The organism is Anabaena sp. CCY 9910, from assembly GCF_963920875.1.
In the GTDB taxonomy this organism is placed as follows: Bacteria; Cyanobacteriota; Cyanobacteriia; order Cyanobacteriales; family Nostocaceae; genus Trichormus; species Trichormus variabilis.
Map to the genome: position 1 here is coordinate 72362 of NZ_CAWUDJ010000008.1, position 17029 is coordinate 89390.

Annotated in this window: 10 protein-coding genes; 6 read left to right on the top strand and 4 right to left on the bottom strand. The window is 39.9% G+C overall.

The annotated features are described in order from the left end of the window. Positions 1-44: 44 nt before the first annotated feature. Together ACM5QX_RS08985 and ACM5QX_RS08990 are read left to right on the top strand one after the other, a co-directional pair. Complete coding sequence (locus ACM5QX_RS08985) at positions 45-1586, top strand: DEAD/DEAH box helicase (RefSeq protein WP_414753239.1); 1542 nt, start codon at positions 45-47, stop codon at positions 1584-1586. Between the two features lie 93 nt (positions 1587-1679). Beyond that, positions 1680-2258: a Uma2 family endonuclease gene (locus ACM5QX_RS08990; protein WP_414753240.1), complete on the top strand. Its 579-nt coding sequence runs from the start codon at positions 1680-1682 to the stop codon at positions 2256-2258. A 240-nt stretch (positions 2259-2498) separates the two neighbouring features. Here the strand turns inward: ACM5QX_RS08990 and ACM5QX_RS08995 are convergent, their stop codons facing one another. The 4 genes from ACM5QX_RS08995 to ACM5QX_RS09010 all read right to left on the bottom strand — a co-directional run bounded on the left by ACM5QX_RS08995 (position 2499) and on the right by ACM5QX_RS09010 (position 5889). Then, complete coding sequence (locus tag ACM5QX_RS08995) at positions 2499-3446, bottom strand: aldo/keto reductase (protein WP_414753241.1); 948 nt, start codon at positions 3444-3446, stop codon at positions 2499-2501. A gap of 129 nt (positions 3447-3575) precedes the next feature. Further along, the gene (gene dusB, locus ACM5QX_RS09000; protein ID WP_414753242.1) at positions 3576-4628 is read right to left on the bottom strand and encodes a tRNA dihydrouridine synthase DusB; all 1053 of its coding nucleotides are present in this window, start codon (positions 4626-4628) and stop codon (positions 3576-3578) included. A gap of 28 nt (positions 4629-4656) precedes the next feature. Beyond that, on the bottom strand, positions 4657-5553 hold the full coding sequence (locus ACM5QX_RS09005; RefSeq protein WP_414753243.1) for an MBL fold metallo-hydrolase: 897 nt from the start codon (positions 5551-5553) through the stop codon (positions 4657-4659). A 183-nt stretch (positions 5554-5736) separates the two neighbouring features. Beyond that, entirely contained in the window at positions 5737-5889 is a 153-nt protein-coding gene (locus ACM5QX_RS09010) for a hypothetical protein (protein WP_414753244.1), read from the bottom strand. A 271-nt stretch (positions 5890-6160) separates the two neighbouring features. Between ACM5QX_RS09010 and ACM5QX_RS09015 the strand changes: the two genes are divergently transcribed. The 4 genes from ACM5QX_RS09015 (at position 6161) to ACM5QX_RS09030 (ending at position 16884) form a co-directional block, all read left to right on the top strand. Next, the gene (locus ACM5QX_RS09015) at positions 6161-11386 is read left to right on the top strand and encodes a PAS domain S-box protein (RefSeq protein ID WP_414753245.1); all 5226 of its coding nucleotides are present in this window, start codon (positions 6161-6163) and stop codon (positions 11384-11386) included. A 15-nt stretch (positions 11387-11401) separates the two neighbouring features. Next, on the top strand, positions 11402-12613 hold the full coding sequence (locus ACM5QX_RS09020; RefSeq protein WP_011317519.1) for an EAL domain-containing response regulator: 1212 nt from the start codon (positions 11402-11404) through the stop codon (positions 12611-12613). 156 nt (positions 12614-12769) lie between these two features. Continuing rightward, positions 12770-13933 (top strand): response regulator, encoded by a 1164-nt coding sequence (locus ACM5QX_RS09025; RefSeq protein ID WP_011317520.1) that lies wholly within the window; start codon positions 12770-12772, stop codon positions 13931-13933. Between the two features lie 545 nt (positions 13934-14478). After that, a complete protein-coding gene (locus ACM5QX_RS09030; protein ID WP_414753246.1) occupies positions 14479-16884 on the top strand; it encodes an NACHT domain-containing protein in 2406 nt (801 codons plus the stop codon). The last annotated feature ends 145 nt before the right edge of the window (positions 16885-17029 follow it).

Here is a 17029-nt window from a genome sequence, read left to right on the forward strand (position 1 = left end):
GGTTTACAAGTCTAAAAGCAAAAAAGCAAAATCTAGGAGAGTTGATGAACTTATCGTTTCCCGAACTAGGAATTTCCCAAGAACGCGTAGAACACTTAGAAAAACTTGGTTTTACAGCACCAACAAACATTCAAGCCCAAGCCATCCCCCAACTGTTGTCAGGACGTGATGTAGTTGGTCAATCACAAACAGGTACAGGTAAAACAGCAGCATTTTCACTGCCAATTTTAGAGCGGTTAGATCCTCAACAAAAAGCAGTACAAGCCATAGTTTTAACCCCAACCCGCGAATTAGCAATTCAAGTCCACGATGCAATGGCTCAATTCATTGGTAACAGTGGATTACGGACTTTAGCAATTTACGGTGGTCAATCAATTGACCGTCAAATGCTACAACTCAAACGCGGCGTGCATATCGTTGTCGGTACACCAGGGCGGGTAATTGACTTGCTAGAACGGGGTAACCTGAAGCTAGATCAAGTCAAGTGGTTTGTCTTAGATGAAGCCGATGAAATGTTGAGCATGGGCTTTATCGACGATGTAGAGAAAATTCTTTCTCAAGCACCCCAAGAGCGTCAGACAGCTTTATTCTCAGCTACCATGCCACCATCAATTCGGATGTTGGTTAACAAGTTTTTGCGATCGCCCGTCACAGTCACCGTCGAGCAGCCAAAAGCCACCCCCAATAAAATCAATCAGGTAGCTTATCTCATCCCCCGTCACTGGACAAAAGCCAGAGCCTTACAGCCAATTCTGGAAATGGAAGACCCAGAAACAGCTTTAATCTTTGTCCGCACCAGACGTACAGCCGCCGAACTCACCAGCCAACTGCAAGCAGCCGGTCACAGTGTAGATGAATATCATGGCGACTTGTCCCAACAAGCACGGGAACGGTTATTAACTCGGTTCCGTAGTCGTCAAGTGCGCTGGGTAGTAGCAACCGACATTGCTGCACGGGGCTTAGATGTCGATCAACTATCTCACGTAATTAACTACGACCTACCCGATAGCGTCGAAACCTACGTCCACCGGATCGGTCGTACTGGTCGTGCTGGTAAAGAAGGTACAGCAATTACCTTAGTACAACCATTTGAGCGTCGCAAACAGCAAATTTTTGAACGCCATGTCCGCCAAAATTGGCAATTGCTTTCCATTCCCACACGGGCGCAAATCGAAGCACGCCACATCCTGAAATTGCAAGAGCAAGTCAGAGAAGCCTTAGCTGGTGAGCGTTTAGCTTCCTTCTTGCCCATTGTCAGCGAATTGATCGAAAAATATGACGCTCAAGCGATCGCCGCAGCCGCACTACAAATCGCTTACGATCAAACTCGTCCCGCTTGGTTAAGCACGGATGCCGAAATCCCTGAAGAAGTCGCATCCACTCCCAAACCTAAACTAGGCGGCAAACGTCGTGAGTTTTCCGGTGACAGAGGTCGTTCCAACTGGAACAAATCAGACAATAACAACAGCGACGACGAAAGACGCGGTACTCCCAAACCAAAATTGCGGACTGGCCGTCGTGAAACTTCCGCTACACCTAGCAATCCTAAATTGGGTTCACCTGCTGCAAGAGAATCAGCTTCTTAGTCATTAGTCATCAGACTTTGAACTTAGCTAAGATAGCTAACTGTTTTGATCAGCTTGTAGGAACATAGATATAAATGGATTATTTCTCATCTTATGTTCACAATCTCAGACTTAGAGCAGCTACAAGCTGAACATCCAGAATGGCAGATGGAACTGGTGGACGGAAGTATTCTGGTTATGGGGCCATCAGATTATATTTCAGAAGAAATCGGCGCTGAGTTAATTCGATTGCTTGGCAACTGGGTTCGCCCACGTAAGTTAGGACGGGTAACTGGTTCTAGCGCTGGTTTTATTCTGCCTAGACTGGAAGCGGAAAATGGCATCGAAGCTGATATAGAAAAGCGAAATCTCCGCGCTCCTGATGTATCTTTTGTGCGTGCGGAGAGACTAAAAATTAGCAAGCGTGATTTTGTAGAATTAGTCCCTGACTTGATGGTAGAAATTAAATCTAAATCAGATCGCATCAAGCCACTGGAAGAAAAAATTCAATTATTTTTACAACTAGGATGTACGGTGGGAATTCTCATCGACCCAGATAAATTAACATTAACCGTTTACAGAATTAATCAAGAGCCTGTAATTTTACAAAATAACGATAAATTGACATTACCTGATTTACTTCCAGGTTGGGAGCTAACAGTATCAGAAATTTGGCCGCCTGTGTTTGAGTGAGATGCTAGTAGTCAACTCAGCTTATTGGGACAGGTTGCGGATGTTTATATCCCCGACTTTTTTAAAAAAGTCGGGGATATGACTTATCACAATGTGTTTGAGTAAGAGACTAGAGGTTAGAGGCTAGAAGTAGCAGCCGATGGGAAGAAATTCCACCCAATCCCTAGTTCAAGGCAAAAGAAAAAATCTTTTACCTTTTTACTTTTTACTTTTTACTTTTTTCTCCCCAATCCCCAACCACTATTTCCAAGGACGACTAACTTTTTCTAACTCCTGAACTTCCTCATCATTTAATCTCCAACCCAAAGCGCCTGCATTTTGCCTTACCTGCTGGGCGGTTTTGACTCCAGCAATGGGAATCACATTACCTTGAGCGATTAACCAGTTTAGGGCAACTTGGGCAGGAGTGCGATCGTATTTTTCCCCTAAGCTGCGTAGTAAAGATATTACTGGTGCGATTTTTTGCAATCCCTCTTTTTTAAATCTTGGGTCTATACTTCTAGCACCAGTCGGAACTTCAGCACTTTCAGCAGAATATTTTCCTGTAAGTAAACCTTGCGCTAAAGGGCTATATGCCAAAATAGTTACATCTAGTTCACGGGCAGTTGCTACAATGCCCTCAGTTTCTATTTGGCGACTTAGTAAAGAATAGCGGACTTGGTTTACCGCCAAAGGCACACCCCTAGCCGCTAATATTTGGTGAGCTTGGCGCATTTGTGATGCTGAGTAATTACTCACACCCACAGCAGCAATTCTCCCCCGCTTCACTTCATCGGCTAGGGTGTTCATTAAAGTTTCTTGACTTAACAAAAAAGTAAATGGCCAATGCACTTGATACAATTCCACACGCTCAAGTTGCAGGCGTTTGAGGCTGTCTGTGATGGCATCAGAGACAGACTGACCTGAAAATCGCCAAGGCAAGGGGCCAAATTTTGTGGCAATTTGTACAGGTTGTTTTACCTGTTTTACAAATTGCCCTAATAATTCTTCTGATAGTCCTAGTCCGTAAACTTCTGCTGTGTCAAAAAAGGTAACACCAGCTTCTAAAGCGGCGGTGAATGCTTCTTGTAACTGTTCGGAGCCGTAGCCATTGCCATAATTCCAAAACAGTTTATCACCCCAAGCCCAAGTTCCAATACAAAGTGGTGTAACGGTAGGGCCATTTTTCCCTAAGGTAATTGTTTCCACGATCGCCAGATTTAATTTAGTTACATTTCTTTACTGTTTTAGTGTAACGCTGGCAAAGTCAAAGGTGTGGGGGTTTAGGGGTGTAAGGGTTTAGGGGTGATGAGGCTATTACTCTTGCACCCTTTGGCCTTAAGCTACCTGAAAATTATCAGCTTCCTCCACTAGCTCATAACCATGAGTTAGCTTTTCAGTGGCTTTGTCAATCAAATCTAAACCTTGTTGGACTGTTTCAATTACGCTTAATTGTCCACGCAACTCAGCCGCACCGACAAAACCTTTAGCATACCAAGTCATGTGCTTGCGGGCTTGACGGACACCGCGATCGCCTTTATATTCCCATAAGGCTTGTAAATGATCTCTAGCACATTCCAAACGTTGAATTGGGGTTGGTGCTGGTAAAAGTTCACCAGTCTTTAAGAAATGGTCAATTTCCCCCACCAAAAACGGATAACCCAAAGTCCCACGGGAACACATCACACCATCAGCACCCGTTTCTTCTAAACATTTCACCGCCGATTCTACAGAGAATATATCGCCATTACCAATCACCGGGATGGAAAGTATTTCTTTGACACGGGCTATCCATTCCCAACGGGCATTGCCATTGTAACCTTGAGCGCGGGTGCGTCCATGCACCGTAATCATTTGCGCTCCAGCGTCTTCCATGCGCTTGGCAAAATCGAGAATGGTAATTTCTCTGTCATTCCAACCAATCCGGGTTTTGACAGTGACCGGCACATTAACAGCTTTTACTACTTCCCGCACAATCGCTTCTGCAACTTCCGGCTGTCGTAGTAAAGAAGAACCGCCCCCGTTTTTGGTAATTTTATTTACCGGACACCCCATATTGATATCAATCGTATCAGCGCCTTCCGCAACGGCTTTGATTGCTGCTTCTGCCAAAAAATCGGGACGACAGTCAAACAACTGAATACTGATTGGTCGCTCGTTGGGGTCTACTTCCATGATTTTTGGTAACTGCTGGACGTAGTGTAAACCCGTAGCATTTACCATTTCTGTATACATCATTGAATCGGGTGCATAGCGACGGACTAGGCGACGAAACACCATATCTGTCACCCCCGACAAAGGCGACTGAAGAACACGGCTTTTAACTACAAACGAGCCGATGTTTAGGGGTTGGGAAAGTCTAGCTTTGAGGTTGGGGGACAGAGTAACCATAGAGGCAATTGAAAATACCAAATCAATCTTAACTGTTGAATGTTAAAAGTTGACGCTCATCAGTCATTAGCTCAATACACTTGTGCATCTGCTGACGCATTGTATCAACGTCAGTATGAAAGCGTCGTCCATGCCCTGGTAATACCCACTCAAAGGAGTAATCAGCTAATCGGATCATCGACTTAATTTGTTCTGCCCAAGAATACCAGCATACATCATGAAATGCGGTTAATTGTTGCCGAGTTTCCGACCATGCAAGATGATCACCCGTAAACAAGAACTTGTTTTTGTATAGTAAAACTGTGTGTCCTTTAGTGTGTCCAGGAACGGGAATAATTAATACATCTCCTTGTAAAGTGAATGGTTCAGAACCAGTTAATTGGATTTCTACATTCCGAGTTCCCTCAGAAATTTCATCAGCGTGCAAGATACGCTGACACTGAAAATGTTCAGCAAACTTTTGATGATCTGCCACATCATCCTGATGAGTTAAATACATATATTTAAGTCCCCCCATCTCCTTGATCTGCTTCACTAAAGGCGGTGTAAATCGTGGGGAATCCACTAAAATATTTCCCTCTGGGAGTTGAATTAAATAGCTAGCAGCACCATATGATTTTTCCGAATGATAGCCACAGTGATAAATATTCTCAGCCACTAAAAGGGGAAAACTTTCCTGGGCAACTTTGATATCTTTGGGTTTTTCAACGGTGCCAATAGAACTTGTAGGACAAGATAAAAGTGCTTGCAATGCTGCTAATCTTTCTGTTTCGTTTGTTGGTTGATGATATACTGCCGACATTTCATCAACACGATGAAAAACCTCTGGTGTCATCCAGCGACAGGTATCACAATCAATGCAGGTAGTATCTACATAAAAATCGCCGTTAGTATTTTGGGGGCGACGAAGATTTACATGAGCCATAGTACACCTCTGTTTGCCAACCTAATTACTAGGTGAGTAATTAACCCTGATTTTACCAGCCTAACAAAAACCACCTCTAACTATCAGCATCACTAGTAGTTTGGCAGCCTGAAAAGCAGGGGGAGTAGGAAGAGAAGTCGTAAGGAGGGTTTCCTTCCGGGCGAACTTCGGGGGAGAAAGAGTTTATTCATCATCTTCGTTTTCCAAATTGAATAACTTAATTTCTGGAAGTCCCCAGAAGTTATTAGCCAAGTGGAGAGAGACAATTATTTGTCGTATGGGTAGAGCGATCGCTCTACCTGTGATCTTAATAAATTTTGTGTTCCGTTCCTTCACCCAACTTACTAGCGCGTCTCATCCACAAGTATCAAGAATTCATTGAAGAAGTTCCGATTCTCATGCAGCATATTCGTAGGGTTCGTCAGACTACAGTTTTTCGCGATTTTCCGCAGATATTTGGTATTTAACGCACCTTACAGGAATTTTGGAATACAAGCTATTTAGTAGATATACTCCAGATATTAGTATTTAGCATAAAAATATTAGAAGATAACAACAGTATCTGTTGTAATTAATGATTATCTGATAGTAACCATTTTAATGCTCTATGCAATCTCTACCTCAACTTCTCTGGCCACCATGCTTAGAGTCAGTTATTGACCTTTCGCCACTGACGGTTGAGCCGGAAATGCCATTGTCAGATGCAGTTTCCCAAATGGCAAAGCAAGGTGCTGCTATTGTTGTGGTTGCCAATACTCAGATATTAGGGTGGTTATCAGAAAGAGATGTGGTAAAGCTGGTAGCCTTGGGTGTTGACTTGCAAACAACCACAATTTCGCAGGTGATGAACACCTCAATCATATTTTTCCAGGTTGCACAATTTGAGGATATTGGGGCAATTATTTCTCTGTTACGTCAACATCAATCGAGTTGCTTGTTAGTGGTTGATGAACAAGAGCAACTAATGGGAACAATTACCTCTGAAAGTATTTATCAAGCTCTGGGAGCAGCAACGGAGTTGAATAGCCAAGAAGAACTAGAAACCTCGCAACAAGATTTTCAGTTGCTAAAGTCAGCAGTAGTTAATCCTCTCGATGCAATTGGGGCTAGTGACGAGAGCCTTTGGCGTGTGGCTAATACTGCGCCAATATTAATTTGGATATCCGCTACAGATACGTCATGTATTTTTTTCAACAAAGCCTGGTTAGAGTTGACTGGCAGTACCCTAGAGCAAGAAATAGGTAAAAGTTGGTCAGAAAAGTTGCATCCAGAAGATTTACAAGGTTTTTTAGATGCTTACTTGTCAGCTTTTCATACTCATCAGTTTTTCTTGGTGGAATATCGACTACTAGGAGTGAATGGAGAGTACCTTTGGCTACTAAATATTGGGGTTCCCAGATTTACATCTAATGGTGATTTCGCTGGTTATATTAATTCTTGTATAGATATTACTGAACACAAGCAATACTTTGCTGCATTAGAGGAGAGTACAAACAGGCTCAAACTAGCGCTAGAGGCGACCAACACAATTTACTGGGAGCGAAATCTTAGTAATGACCAGTTATTCTTTCTAAATCCTGTTATTGAATTCGGAGATCGTGAGGAATTAACTCATAGCGAGGTTATGTCTTTTTTCCATCCAGATGACAGGGAAAAAGTGGATATGGCTGCACAAGAAGCGATCGCCAATTGTAGTTGTTTAGAAATAGAACATCGGCTGCCAGTAGCAGGGCAACCGTCTAAATATAAATGGTTTCTTTCAAAATCTACAATTCTCACGGACACAACAGGTAAACCCACTCGGATGATTGGCATTTCGATGGATATTACCGACCGAGTAGAAGCACAAGATGCACTAGAACAAGCCAACCAAGAGCTAGAAAGGCGAGTAGCAGAGCGCACCTTAGCCTTGCAGAAAGCAAATAGACAACTGCTGGCGGAAATTGGCGATCGCCAAATCGCTCAAGAGCAACTACGGCAATCTCAACAAATGTTGCAGTTAGTTATAGATACGATTCCCCATTGTGTTTTTTGGAAAGATAGAAATTCCGTCTTTTTGGGCTGTAATCGTAACTTTGCCAAAATGTTAGGTTTTGAGTATCCAGAAAATATCATAGGAAAAACAGCCCACGATTTTCTCGCCAATCTTCATGATGCAGACTTACACCGCCAAAGCGATGTTAGGGTCCTAGAAACGAATACCCCTGAGTATCACATAGTAGAACCCCTACTGAAACCAAATGGACAAAAAATGTGGCTAGAAAAAAATAAAATTCCGCTCCATGATCCTGAAGGTAACGTTGTAGGAATTCTTAGCACTTTGGAAGATATTACTGAACGCAAGCAAGTACAAGAAGCTTTAGAAAAAAGTGAAGAGCGCTTTCGATTTTTAGCTGAATCTATCCCCCAACAGGTATGGATAGCTCGACCAGATGGCTACCTTGAATATGTTAACCGACGCACCCTTGAATACTTTGGTAATGTACCAGAAGCCATACTAGGCTGGCAATGGCAGCAATGGATACATCCTGATGATCGCACCCGTTGCTTGGAAATTTGGCAGCATTGTGTAGCCACTGGTGAACCCTTAGATGTAGAATTTCGCTGGTTAAGGACAACAGATCAAACCTATCGCTGGCACATAGGACGCGCCTTAGCACTACGCGATTCTCAAGGTAATATCATCAATTGGTTCGGGACAAATACAGATATAGATGATCGCAAAAGGACAGAAGAAGCCCTGGCAGAAAGGGTAAAATTGTCAGACTTTCGCTCAGCAGTTGATACAATTCTCACTCAAAGTTACACCCTACAGGATTTAATGCACGGCTCTGCTGATGCAGTAGTTAAACATCTCAATGCCGCCTTTGCTAGAATCTGGATACTCAATAAACAAGAAAATTTACTGGAATTACAAGTTAGTTCGGGAAGATACACCCACCTAGATGGATCTCATAGATGTATACCAGTCGGTCAATGCAAAATCGGTTTAATTGCCCAAATAGGAAAGCCTCACCTCACCAATTCTGTACAAACAGATCCGCTTATCAGTAACCCAGATTGGGCCAAGCAAGAAGGAATAGTTGCCTTTGCCGGTTATCCCCTAATTGTGGAGAATGAGACATTAGGAGTAATTGCCATGTTTTCTTGCCAAGCACTCAGTGAATCTCATTTCCAAGCTTTGGGAATTGCAGCTAATCAGATCGCTATTGGTATCAAGCGTCAACAAACGGAAGCAGCTCTCAGGCATAGCGAAGAAAGGTTCCGCAACTTAGTTGAAACTAGTAGTGATTGGGTGTGGGAAGTTGATGAAAACGCTATCTATACTTACGTTAGTCCTAAAGCCAAAGATATTTTAGGTTACGAACCACAAGAATTATTGGGTAGAACTCCATTAGACATGATGCCACCAACAGAAGCAGAACGTGTCATGAAGATTTTTAATTCCATTATCGCAGCACAACAGCCCTTTAAATGTCTTGAGAACACCAATGTTCATCAAGATGGTCATTTAGTGGTTCTCGAAACTAGTGGAGTGCCGATTTTTGATGCGGTGGGGAAATTTTGTGGTTATCGCGGGGTGGATCGAGATATTACTGCTCGTAAGGAAGTAGAAACGAACTTATATCAAACTCAACAACAGTTACAAGTAATTTTGGATAACTCCCCAGCCATAATTTATGTCATGGATTTGCAAAACCGATTTATCTTGGTGAATCAACAATATGAAAAACTATTCCACACCACTCAATCTGAAATTGTAGGCAAAAGTGTATATGAGACTTGGCCTGATGATATTGCTTATCAATATGCCATTAACAACCGTCAAGTTATTACCACTGGTATGGCGATAGAAGTTGAAGAAATGGTTCCCCAAGAAGATGGTCTACATACATATTTAAGTATTAAGTTTCCTTTAAAAGACCGTAATGGCATCATTTATGCAATGTGTGGCATTTCTACAGACATTACAGAGCGTAAATTGGCAGAAGATTCACTTCTCCGTTTCCACAAAGCGATGGAAAGTACAAGTGATGCTATTATCTTTGGTGATATTTTGAATATCAGTAATTATGCTAACCCAAGTTTTCAGGAATTATACGGTTATAATCTAGAGCAATTACAAGCGGCAGGGGGGGTATGCACAATTTTCCAGGAGCCTCAAAAGCAACGAGAAATCATGGCTAGGGTGATGAAAGGGGAATCTTGGCGGGGTGAAGTGGCCATGCGATCGCGCGATGGCCATTTATTACAAGTTGATCTTAGGGCAGATGCCATTAGAGACAGCAATGGTAAAATCATAGGCACTGTATGTATCCATACAGACATAACCAAACGCCAGCAGGTAGAAGAAGGTTTAAAATTGCGCGATCGGGCGATCGATGCTAGCAGTAATGGCATCATTATTGCTGATGCTAGCACTCCCAACAGACCCATTATCTATGTGAATCCTGCCTTTGAGCGCATGACTGGCTACTCTTCAGACGAAGTGATAGGACAAAACTTCCGTTTATTCCAAAGCGCAGATATCGATCAACTAGGATTACGAGAACTGAGTACGGCCATGCAGGCAGGTAAGGCTTGCACTGTAGTTCTACGCAACTATCGCAAAGATGGCAGCCTCTTATGGAATGAGTTAAACATCTCCCCTGTTTATGATCAAACTGGTCAACTTACCCACTACATAGGCATTCAAACAGATATCACAGAACGTAAACAAGCAGAAACAGCACTACTTGTCAGCCAACAGCGACTACAATATTTACTGACATCTAGCCCGGCTGTGATTTATACCTGCAAAACCTGTGGAGATTTTGGCAGTATTTTTGTTAGTGACAACATCACCACCATAACTGGTTATGAAGCCCAAGAATTTATAGAAAATTCCGACTTTTGGTTCAATCATATCCATCCGGAAGACGCACCATCAGTCCTTAACAAACTTTCTAATGTCTTGGAAGCGGAAACTTACAAATTGGAATATCGATTTTTACACAAAGATGGGACATATCATTGGCTATATGACCAAAGAAGGGTGGTGAAAGATGACACAAAGAATCCAGTGGAAATGGTCGGTTACTTAATAGATATTACAGACCGCAAACAACTCGAAGAATACTTAAAAGTAGCACTCGAAAAAGAGAAAGAATTGAGCGAACTTAAATCTCGTTTCGTATCCATGACTTCCCACGAATTCCGCACGCCCTTAAGTACCATTTTATCTTCTTCTGAATTACTAGAACACTACCGCCACAAATGGACAGAGGAAAAACAACTCACCCACTTACATCGTATTCAAACTGCCGTCAAGCGGATGACGGAAATGTTAAATGACATTTTAATCATTGGAAAGGCAGAAGCGGGGAAACTAGAGTTTATGCCTAAACCCCTCGATGTCGTCGCCTATTGTCGAAATTTAGTAGAAGAAATCCAGCTAAACCTGAATAATAAGCAAGTTGATTTTATCAGTGAATATCAATCTATGTCATGTTGCATGGATGAAAAATTATTAGGACATATTCTTATTAACTTAATCTCCAATGCTATTAAATATTCTCCAGCCCATAGTAATGTTCAAGTTAAATTTTATTGTCGAGATCAATGTGCAGTATTTGAAGTTCGCGATTGGGGTATTGGTATTCCAGCAGAAGATATTACGCACTTATTTGAATCATTTTATCGAGCAAAGAATGTTGGCAATATCTTAGGTACAGGGTTAGGATTAGCAATCGTTAAAAAATGTGTAGATATTCACGAAGGTGAAATATCTGTTTCTAGTAACTCAGAAGTTGGTACTTTATTTACTGTGAATATTCCTTTAAAACAACAATAAAAAAAGAGGTCAAAAATGATTAAAATTTTAGTAATTGAAGATGAAGAGTCGGTCAGAGAAAATATTTTAGATTTGCTACAAGCTGAAGATTTTCATACCGTGTCTGCTGCTAATGGACGCATTGGCATAAATTTGGCACTGGCAGAATTTCCTGATTTAATCTTGTGCGATATGATGATGCCGGAAGTTGATGGATATGGTGTATTGTCAGCATTACGCCAAGAACCATTAACGGCAACTATTCCTTTCATTTTCCTAACGGCAAAATCTGCCAAGGCAGATTTCCGCCAAGGTATGGATATGGGTGCAGATGACTACCTAACTAAACCATTTACCAGGGCGGAATTACTCAGTGCGGTGATGAATCGTTTAGAAAGGCAAGCCACTTTAAAAAAGTACTTAATAAATCAAAATGGTATCAAAATCTCATCTCCAAAAACGCAGTTGTTAGAGATGAGTCTACATAAAGTTATTCAACAACAGAAATTTCAAGAGTTTGAGGTGCAATATCAGCCTATCGTTGATATTGCTTCAGGGAAAATAGTCGCGGCAGAAAGTTTATTACGTTGGCATAGTCCCGAATTAGGCTTTGTTTCTCCTTCAGAATTTATTCCATTAGCAGAGTCTACAGGTTTAATTGTGCCAATTGGTCAATGGGTAATAGCTAATGTTTGTCACCAAATTAAAAGTTGGCATGATTCCGGAGTAGATTTCTTAACCATTTCTGTGAATTTATCAGCAATGGAATTTAATAAACCAGATTTAATTCAGAGAATTACTGAATCTTTAAAAACCAATAATATAGCACCACATTATTTGGAAATAGAATTAACTGAAAGCATGATTATGCAAGACCTAAATAGTGCAATTTTTACCATGAACAAATTGCAATCTCTAGGTGTTAGGCTCGCTATTGATGATTTTGGCACAGGTTATTCTTCTTTAATTTATCTCAAGAATCTGCCAGTTAATACACTGAAAATTGACAGATACTTCATTCATAATGTTGCTAAAGATAAACAAAAATCTGCTATTACCAAAGCTTTAGTAGAAATGGCACACAATATGAATATGCAGGTAGTGGCTGAAGGTGTAGAAACAGAATCAGAACTATACTTTTTAAAACAAAATAAATGTGATGCCATGCAAGGATTTCTCTTTAGTCGTCCATTACCAGCAGTAGAATTCGAAAATTTTCTGTGGAATAATAAACATTTGTCTGTATAAAAGATAGCCAAATGATTACCACTGTTAACCAAAAGTTAACTGGATAATTACTAAAATATAGTAATAGTTGCTCTTTGGTAATTTTTCATAAACTAAAGATCAGTAATCATCCATACAACCTTATGCGATTATTAAAAATTTATTTTATTGGCCAATATGAATAAAATTTTGGTTATTGAAGATGATATCCATGTACGCCAAAATATCTTAGATTTGTTAGAAGGTGAAGGATTTAATATACTTGAAGCGCATAATGGACTCCTTGGTGTGCAATTAGCTCAAGAAGAAATTCCTGACTTAATTATTTGTGATGTCATGATGCCGGAACTAGATGGATATGAAGTCTTAAAGGTATTACGTCAATGTCCAGAAACAGCAATAATTCCTTTAATTTTTCTAACTGCTAAGTCTGATAAAAATGACTTCCGTCAAGGTATGGAGATGGGAGCAGATGACTATATCATTAAACCTTTTACAAGAGCAGAGCTATTAGCAGCTATTGCCTGTCGATTAGAGAAACATATCACAATTAAACAAGAGAATCAAAGAAAACTAGATAATCTGCGTAACAGTATTGCTTTATCTTTGCCTCACGAAATGCGAACACCTTTAAACGGGATATTAGGCTTTTCTCAAATTTTGATGGAAGAGAGTGATAGTCTTGATTCGCAAGCAATTCAGGAAATGGCAGAATCCATCTATCTATCTGGTGAACGTCTATTTAGCTTGATTCAGAACTTTTTAATGTACGCAGAGTTAGAAGTTATGGGAACTGATCCACAGCAAATTAAATTGCTGCAAAGTCAAACTACCATATTTCCTAATCTAACACTAATGGAAATCATTAGTGAAAAAGCTAAAAAAGCAGGAAGAGAAGCCGATTTACGGTTAGAATTACATCCTTGTAATGTAAGAATTTCCACAGCTAAGATTGCTAAAATTATAGAAGAATTATTAGATAATGCTTTCAAATTTTCCCCTCCAGGTAGCCTAGTTCAAATCAAAAATCAGGTTATTAATAATTGCTTAATCTTGTCATTTATCGATCATGGACGAGGAATTACAGCAGCACAAATTGCTGAATTAGGAGCGTATCAGCAATTTGAGCGTAAACTTTATGAGCAGCAAGGTTCTGGATTAGGTTTAACTATTGCTAAACGCATAGCTGAACTACATGGCGGTAAATTAAAAATTCACAGCAAGCCACAAGAAAAGACTATTGTGCAAGTAGCACTACCATGTAGCCAGCGAAAAGAAGACTACTGTGACAATACGTACTATCAAAAATCATCAATTATAGGCATCCGACTTGATCATTGAAAAAATTTAAGTAAAATATTTTGCTTTTAATTTGCATAGTCCATAGTGATATCTGTTGACTGTGAGGCAGTCGCTGTCTTCTCTACGTTCGCGGAGCGTGTCGGAGACAGAGGCTGCGCCAAGGCGGTTTCCGTCGTAGGCGGAATGCCTTCCCGTAGGGTATGCGAACTGCCTCACCCGGAGGGTTGACCGTTGACAGTCAACAGCACCGATTATGTAGTTATGCAATTTAGACGCGCATTACCTTATCTGTGGGGTGGTTATTGCCCGTTGCTTCCCTACGTGTACTTCAGAAATTAAGTATGAATTTGATTTTAGTTAAGTATTTGCAGCGAACACAAGATTAGAGGCTAATATGCTTACGGCAGGAGCCTTACACTGCATAATCTGGACTTTAGGGAAAACTGCACTAGCCAATTAGCTACTCCCTACTATCTGTAGTAAAAGCTTAAGCATTGCTCAGATTGCGATTGGCTCTTTGGGCAATGCCGTAAGCTAGTTGGGTATGTAGATTTGGCTGACTCAAGTTCTATTATGTACAACGGATGTTTGCGATCGCGTTGGGGTTTTTGTATAAGTTAGTATATAACTTGTATAATTTGTATAATAACGGACAAATTGTTGTCATGGCAAAGCGATCGCTCCAAGCCTCTGCTGAAGGTATTAGAAAAGCAAAGCAGGCTTTTAAGCGTAAAGGATGGACACAAGAATATCTGGCGGCGGAAGTTGGTTTAGAAACACGCCAGTCAATATGGAAATTTTTTACTGGTAAACCTATAGATCGTCACGTCTTTAATGATATTTGCTTTGCGCTGGAACTGGAGACAGCAGAAATTTCCCAACAATCTGTCGAAAATTCTTTATATTTAGAAGGTGATGAATATAGCCTAATAGATATTAATTTTCTGGTGCAAAAATTACGCTCTATTCATCACGAAAAAATTCAGGCTCAATGTAGCACATTACATCTTTTAGATATTGCTAGACCAATTTCACTTAATGATATTTATATTGATGTCAACATCAGCGAGGAAATTTCTAGTAAAAGATGGTTAGATATTCAAGATTTACAAAAATTAGGTTCTTATACAATTATTCCTCCTATTTTTGCACAACAAGAGCAAAAATTAATCGGGGGTTTAGAAGCTCTGAAAAAATATTCTAAACTGATATTATTGGGAAAATTAGGCTCAGGTAAGACTACATTTTTACAATCAGTTGCTCTTAGTTGCAGTCAAGGAATATTTCTGCCAGATTACTTACCTATTTTTGTCAATCTCAAAAACTTTGCGGAAGATGCTAAAGACTCTCGGCAACTTAGCTTATTTAAGTATATACTCGACCAGGTGATAAATTTTGGCATTACTGAAGGAGAATTGAAAACTGTATTATCTCATGGTAGAGCTTTAATTCTGTTAGATGGATTAAATGAATTTATCAGCCACAACTATGAAAAAAATATTAATAGAATTAACGGTTTCATCCAAAAATTTTATAAAAATCAAATATTTATTACTTGCCGTACAGGTACGAACTATTCTAATTTTCATGGTTTTACAGAAGTAGAAATTACTGATTTTGATAAAACAAAAATTACCGAATTTGCTAATAAATGGTTCTTGATAGTCGCCAATAATTCTCCAGAAAAATCGAAATTCTTAGCACAAAAATTTATACAAAGACTCGAACTAGAAGAAAATCATCGTCTTCTGGAGTTAGCTAAAAGACCAGCCTTATTGATTCTTTGTTGTTTGGCATTCCAGTCTGTGACAGATTTCCCTTTTCATCATTTTGAAATTTATAAACAAGCATTGGATCTGCTTTTAGTACGCTACGATGACGTAAAAGGAATTCAATCCAGTCACAGTGTGATTAATTTATCTCTGCTGCACAAAATCAAGTTACTTAGTCACATAGCAGCAATTAGCTTTCATCAAGGGGATTATTTTCTCACTGAAACAAAACTCCAGCAAGTAGTAACTGAATATCTACTGCATCAAAGCAATACCATAACTGATACAGATGCTTTAGAACTGGAGAGTACCGCAATCATCAAAACAATTGAATTACAGCATGGTTTATTAGTTGAAAGAGCAAAAGGCATTTACTCTTTTTCTCATCTCATATTTCAAGAGTATTTTATAGCTAGAGAAATCGTAGCTAATGCCAATAATCAAACGCTGCAAGAATTAGTAAGCCATTTATCTGATCAACGCTGGAATGAAGTATTTTTACTAGTTGTGTGGATGCTACAACCAGTAGATGATTTATTAAAATTAATCAAAGAAAAGATTGATAGTATAGCTCTTAGGAATGGCAAGTTATATCATTTTATGCAATGGGTAGAACACAAGTCTGCTCAAGTAAGTTATATCTACCATCCTGCCAGTGTACGTGCTTTTTATTTTAGTATAGCTTTACCTCCAGAACATCCCTTAGCTTGTAACCAAGATTTAGCAATCTCCTTAGAGCATCAGTTTACTGGTAGTTTGTCTATAGACTTAGCATTGGACTTGGCTTTAACTAATGCACTAACAGTCAGTATGACCATGACGGCTGATATATTTTTTGCTAGATTATCTACTTTAAATTTAGCTCTAGACCTGAAGCACCTATTAGTCAATCAGGTATCGTTAAGTAAATCACTGCAAAATATTAAAAACCAGTTACCCTCTTCTACTCAAGGGAGAGAATACTTAAAAGCTTGGTGGCTAGCAAATGGGCAAGCATGGACTGAAGAATTACGAGATATGATGATTAATGAGCGTAAGATTGGACTTAATTGGCAGTTCGCACAACAAGATTTACAGGATTTACAACAGTATTGGAATGCCAACAAATTACTAATAAATTGTCTAAAATTTGCTAGAGATGTTTCACCTACTTTACGTTATGAATTAGAGACAAGTTTATTTTTAGCTAAACAATGTCAATTAAATGTAATTACGTAGGCCAAGTATGGGTAAAGAGAATCTTTTGGATGCGGTAGACTTTTATACAAAGTAGAATATTGATTCTAGCTTTCTCCTTCTCCTGTCGGAAATGCTAGCGCGAACGGGTCCCGCTTACGGTAAGCTTGTTAGCCTTGGAAGATGA

Bases quoted from the DNA above. Each gene is read 5' to 3' on its own strand.
- ACM5QX_RS08985 (WP_414753239.1), top strand. From the start codon at position 45: ATGAACTTATCGTTTCCCGAACTAGGAATTTCCCAAGAACGCGTAGAA.
- ACM5QX_RS08990 (WP_414753240.1), top strand. From the start codon at position 1,680: ATGTTCACAATCTCAGACTTAGAGCAGCTACAAGCTGAACATCCAGAA.
- dusB (WP_414753242.1), bottom strand. From the start codon at position 4,628: ATGGTTACTCTGTCCCCCAACCTCAAAGCTAGACTTTCCCAACCCCTA.
- ACM5QX_RS09005 (WP_414753243.1), bottom strand. From the start codon at position 5,553: ATGGCTCATGTAAATCTTCGTCGCCCCCAAAATACTAACGGCGATTTT.
- ACM5QX_RS09015 (WP_414753245.1), top strand. From the start codon at position 6,161: ATGCAATCTCTACCTCAACTTCTCTGGCCACCATGCTTAGAGTCAGTT.
- ACM5QX_RS09020 (WP_011317519.1), top strand. From the start codon at position 11,402: ATGATTAAAATTTTAGTAATTGAAGATGAAGAGTCGGTCAGAGAAAAT.
- ACM5QX_RS09025 (WP_011317520.1), top strand. From the start codon at position 12,770: ATGAATAAAATTTTGGTTATTGAAGATGATATCCATGTACGCCAAAAT.
- ACM5QX_RS09030 (WP_414753246.1), top strand. From the start codon at position 14,479: ATGTTTGCGATCGCGTTGGGGTTTTTGTATAAGTTAGTATATAACTTG.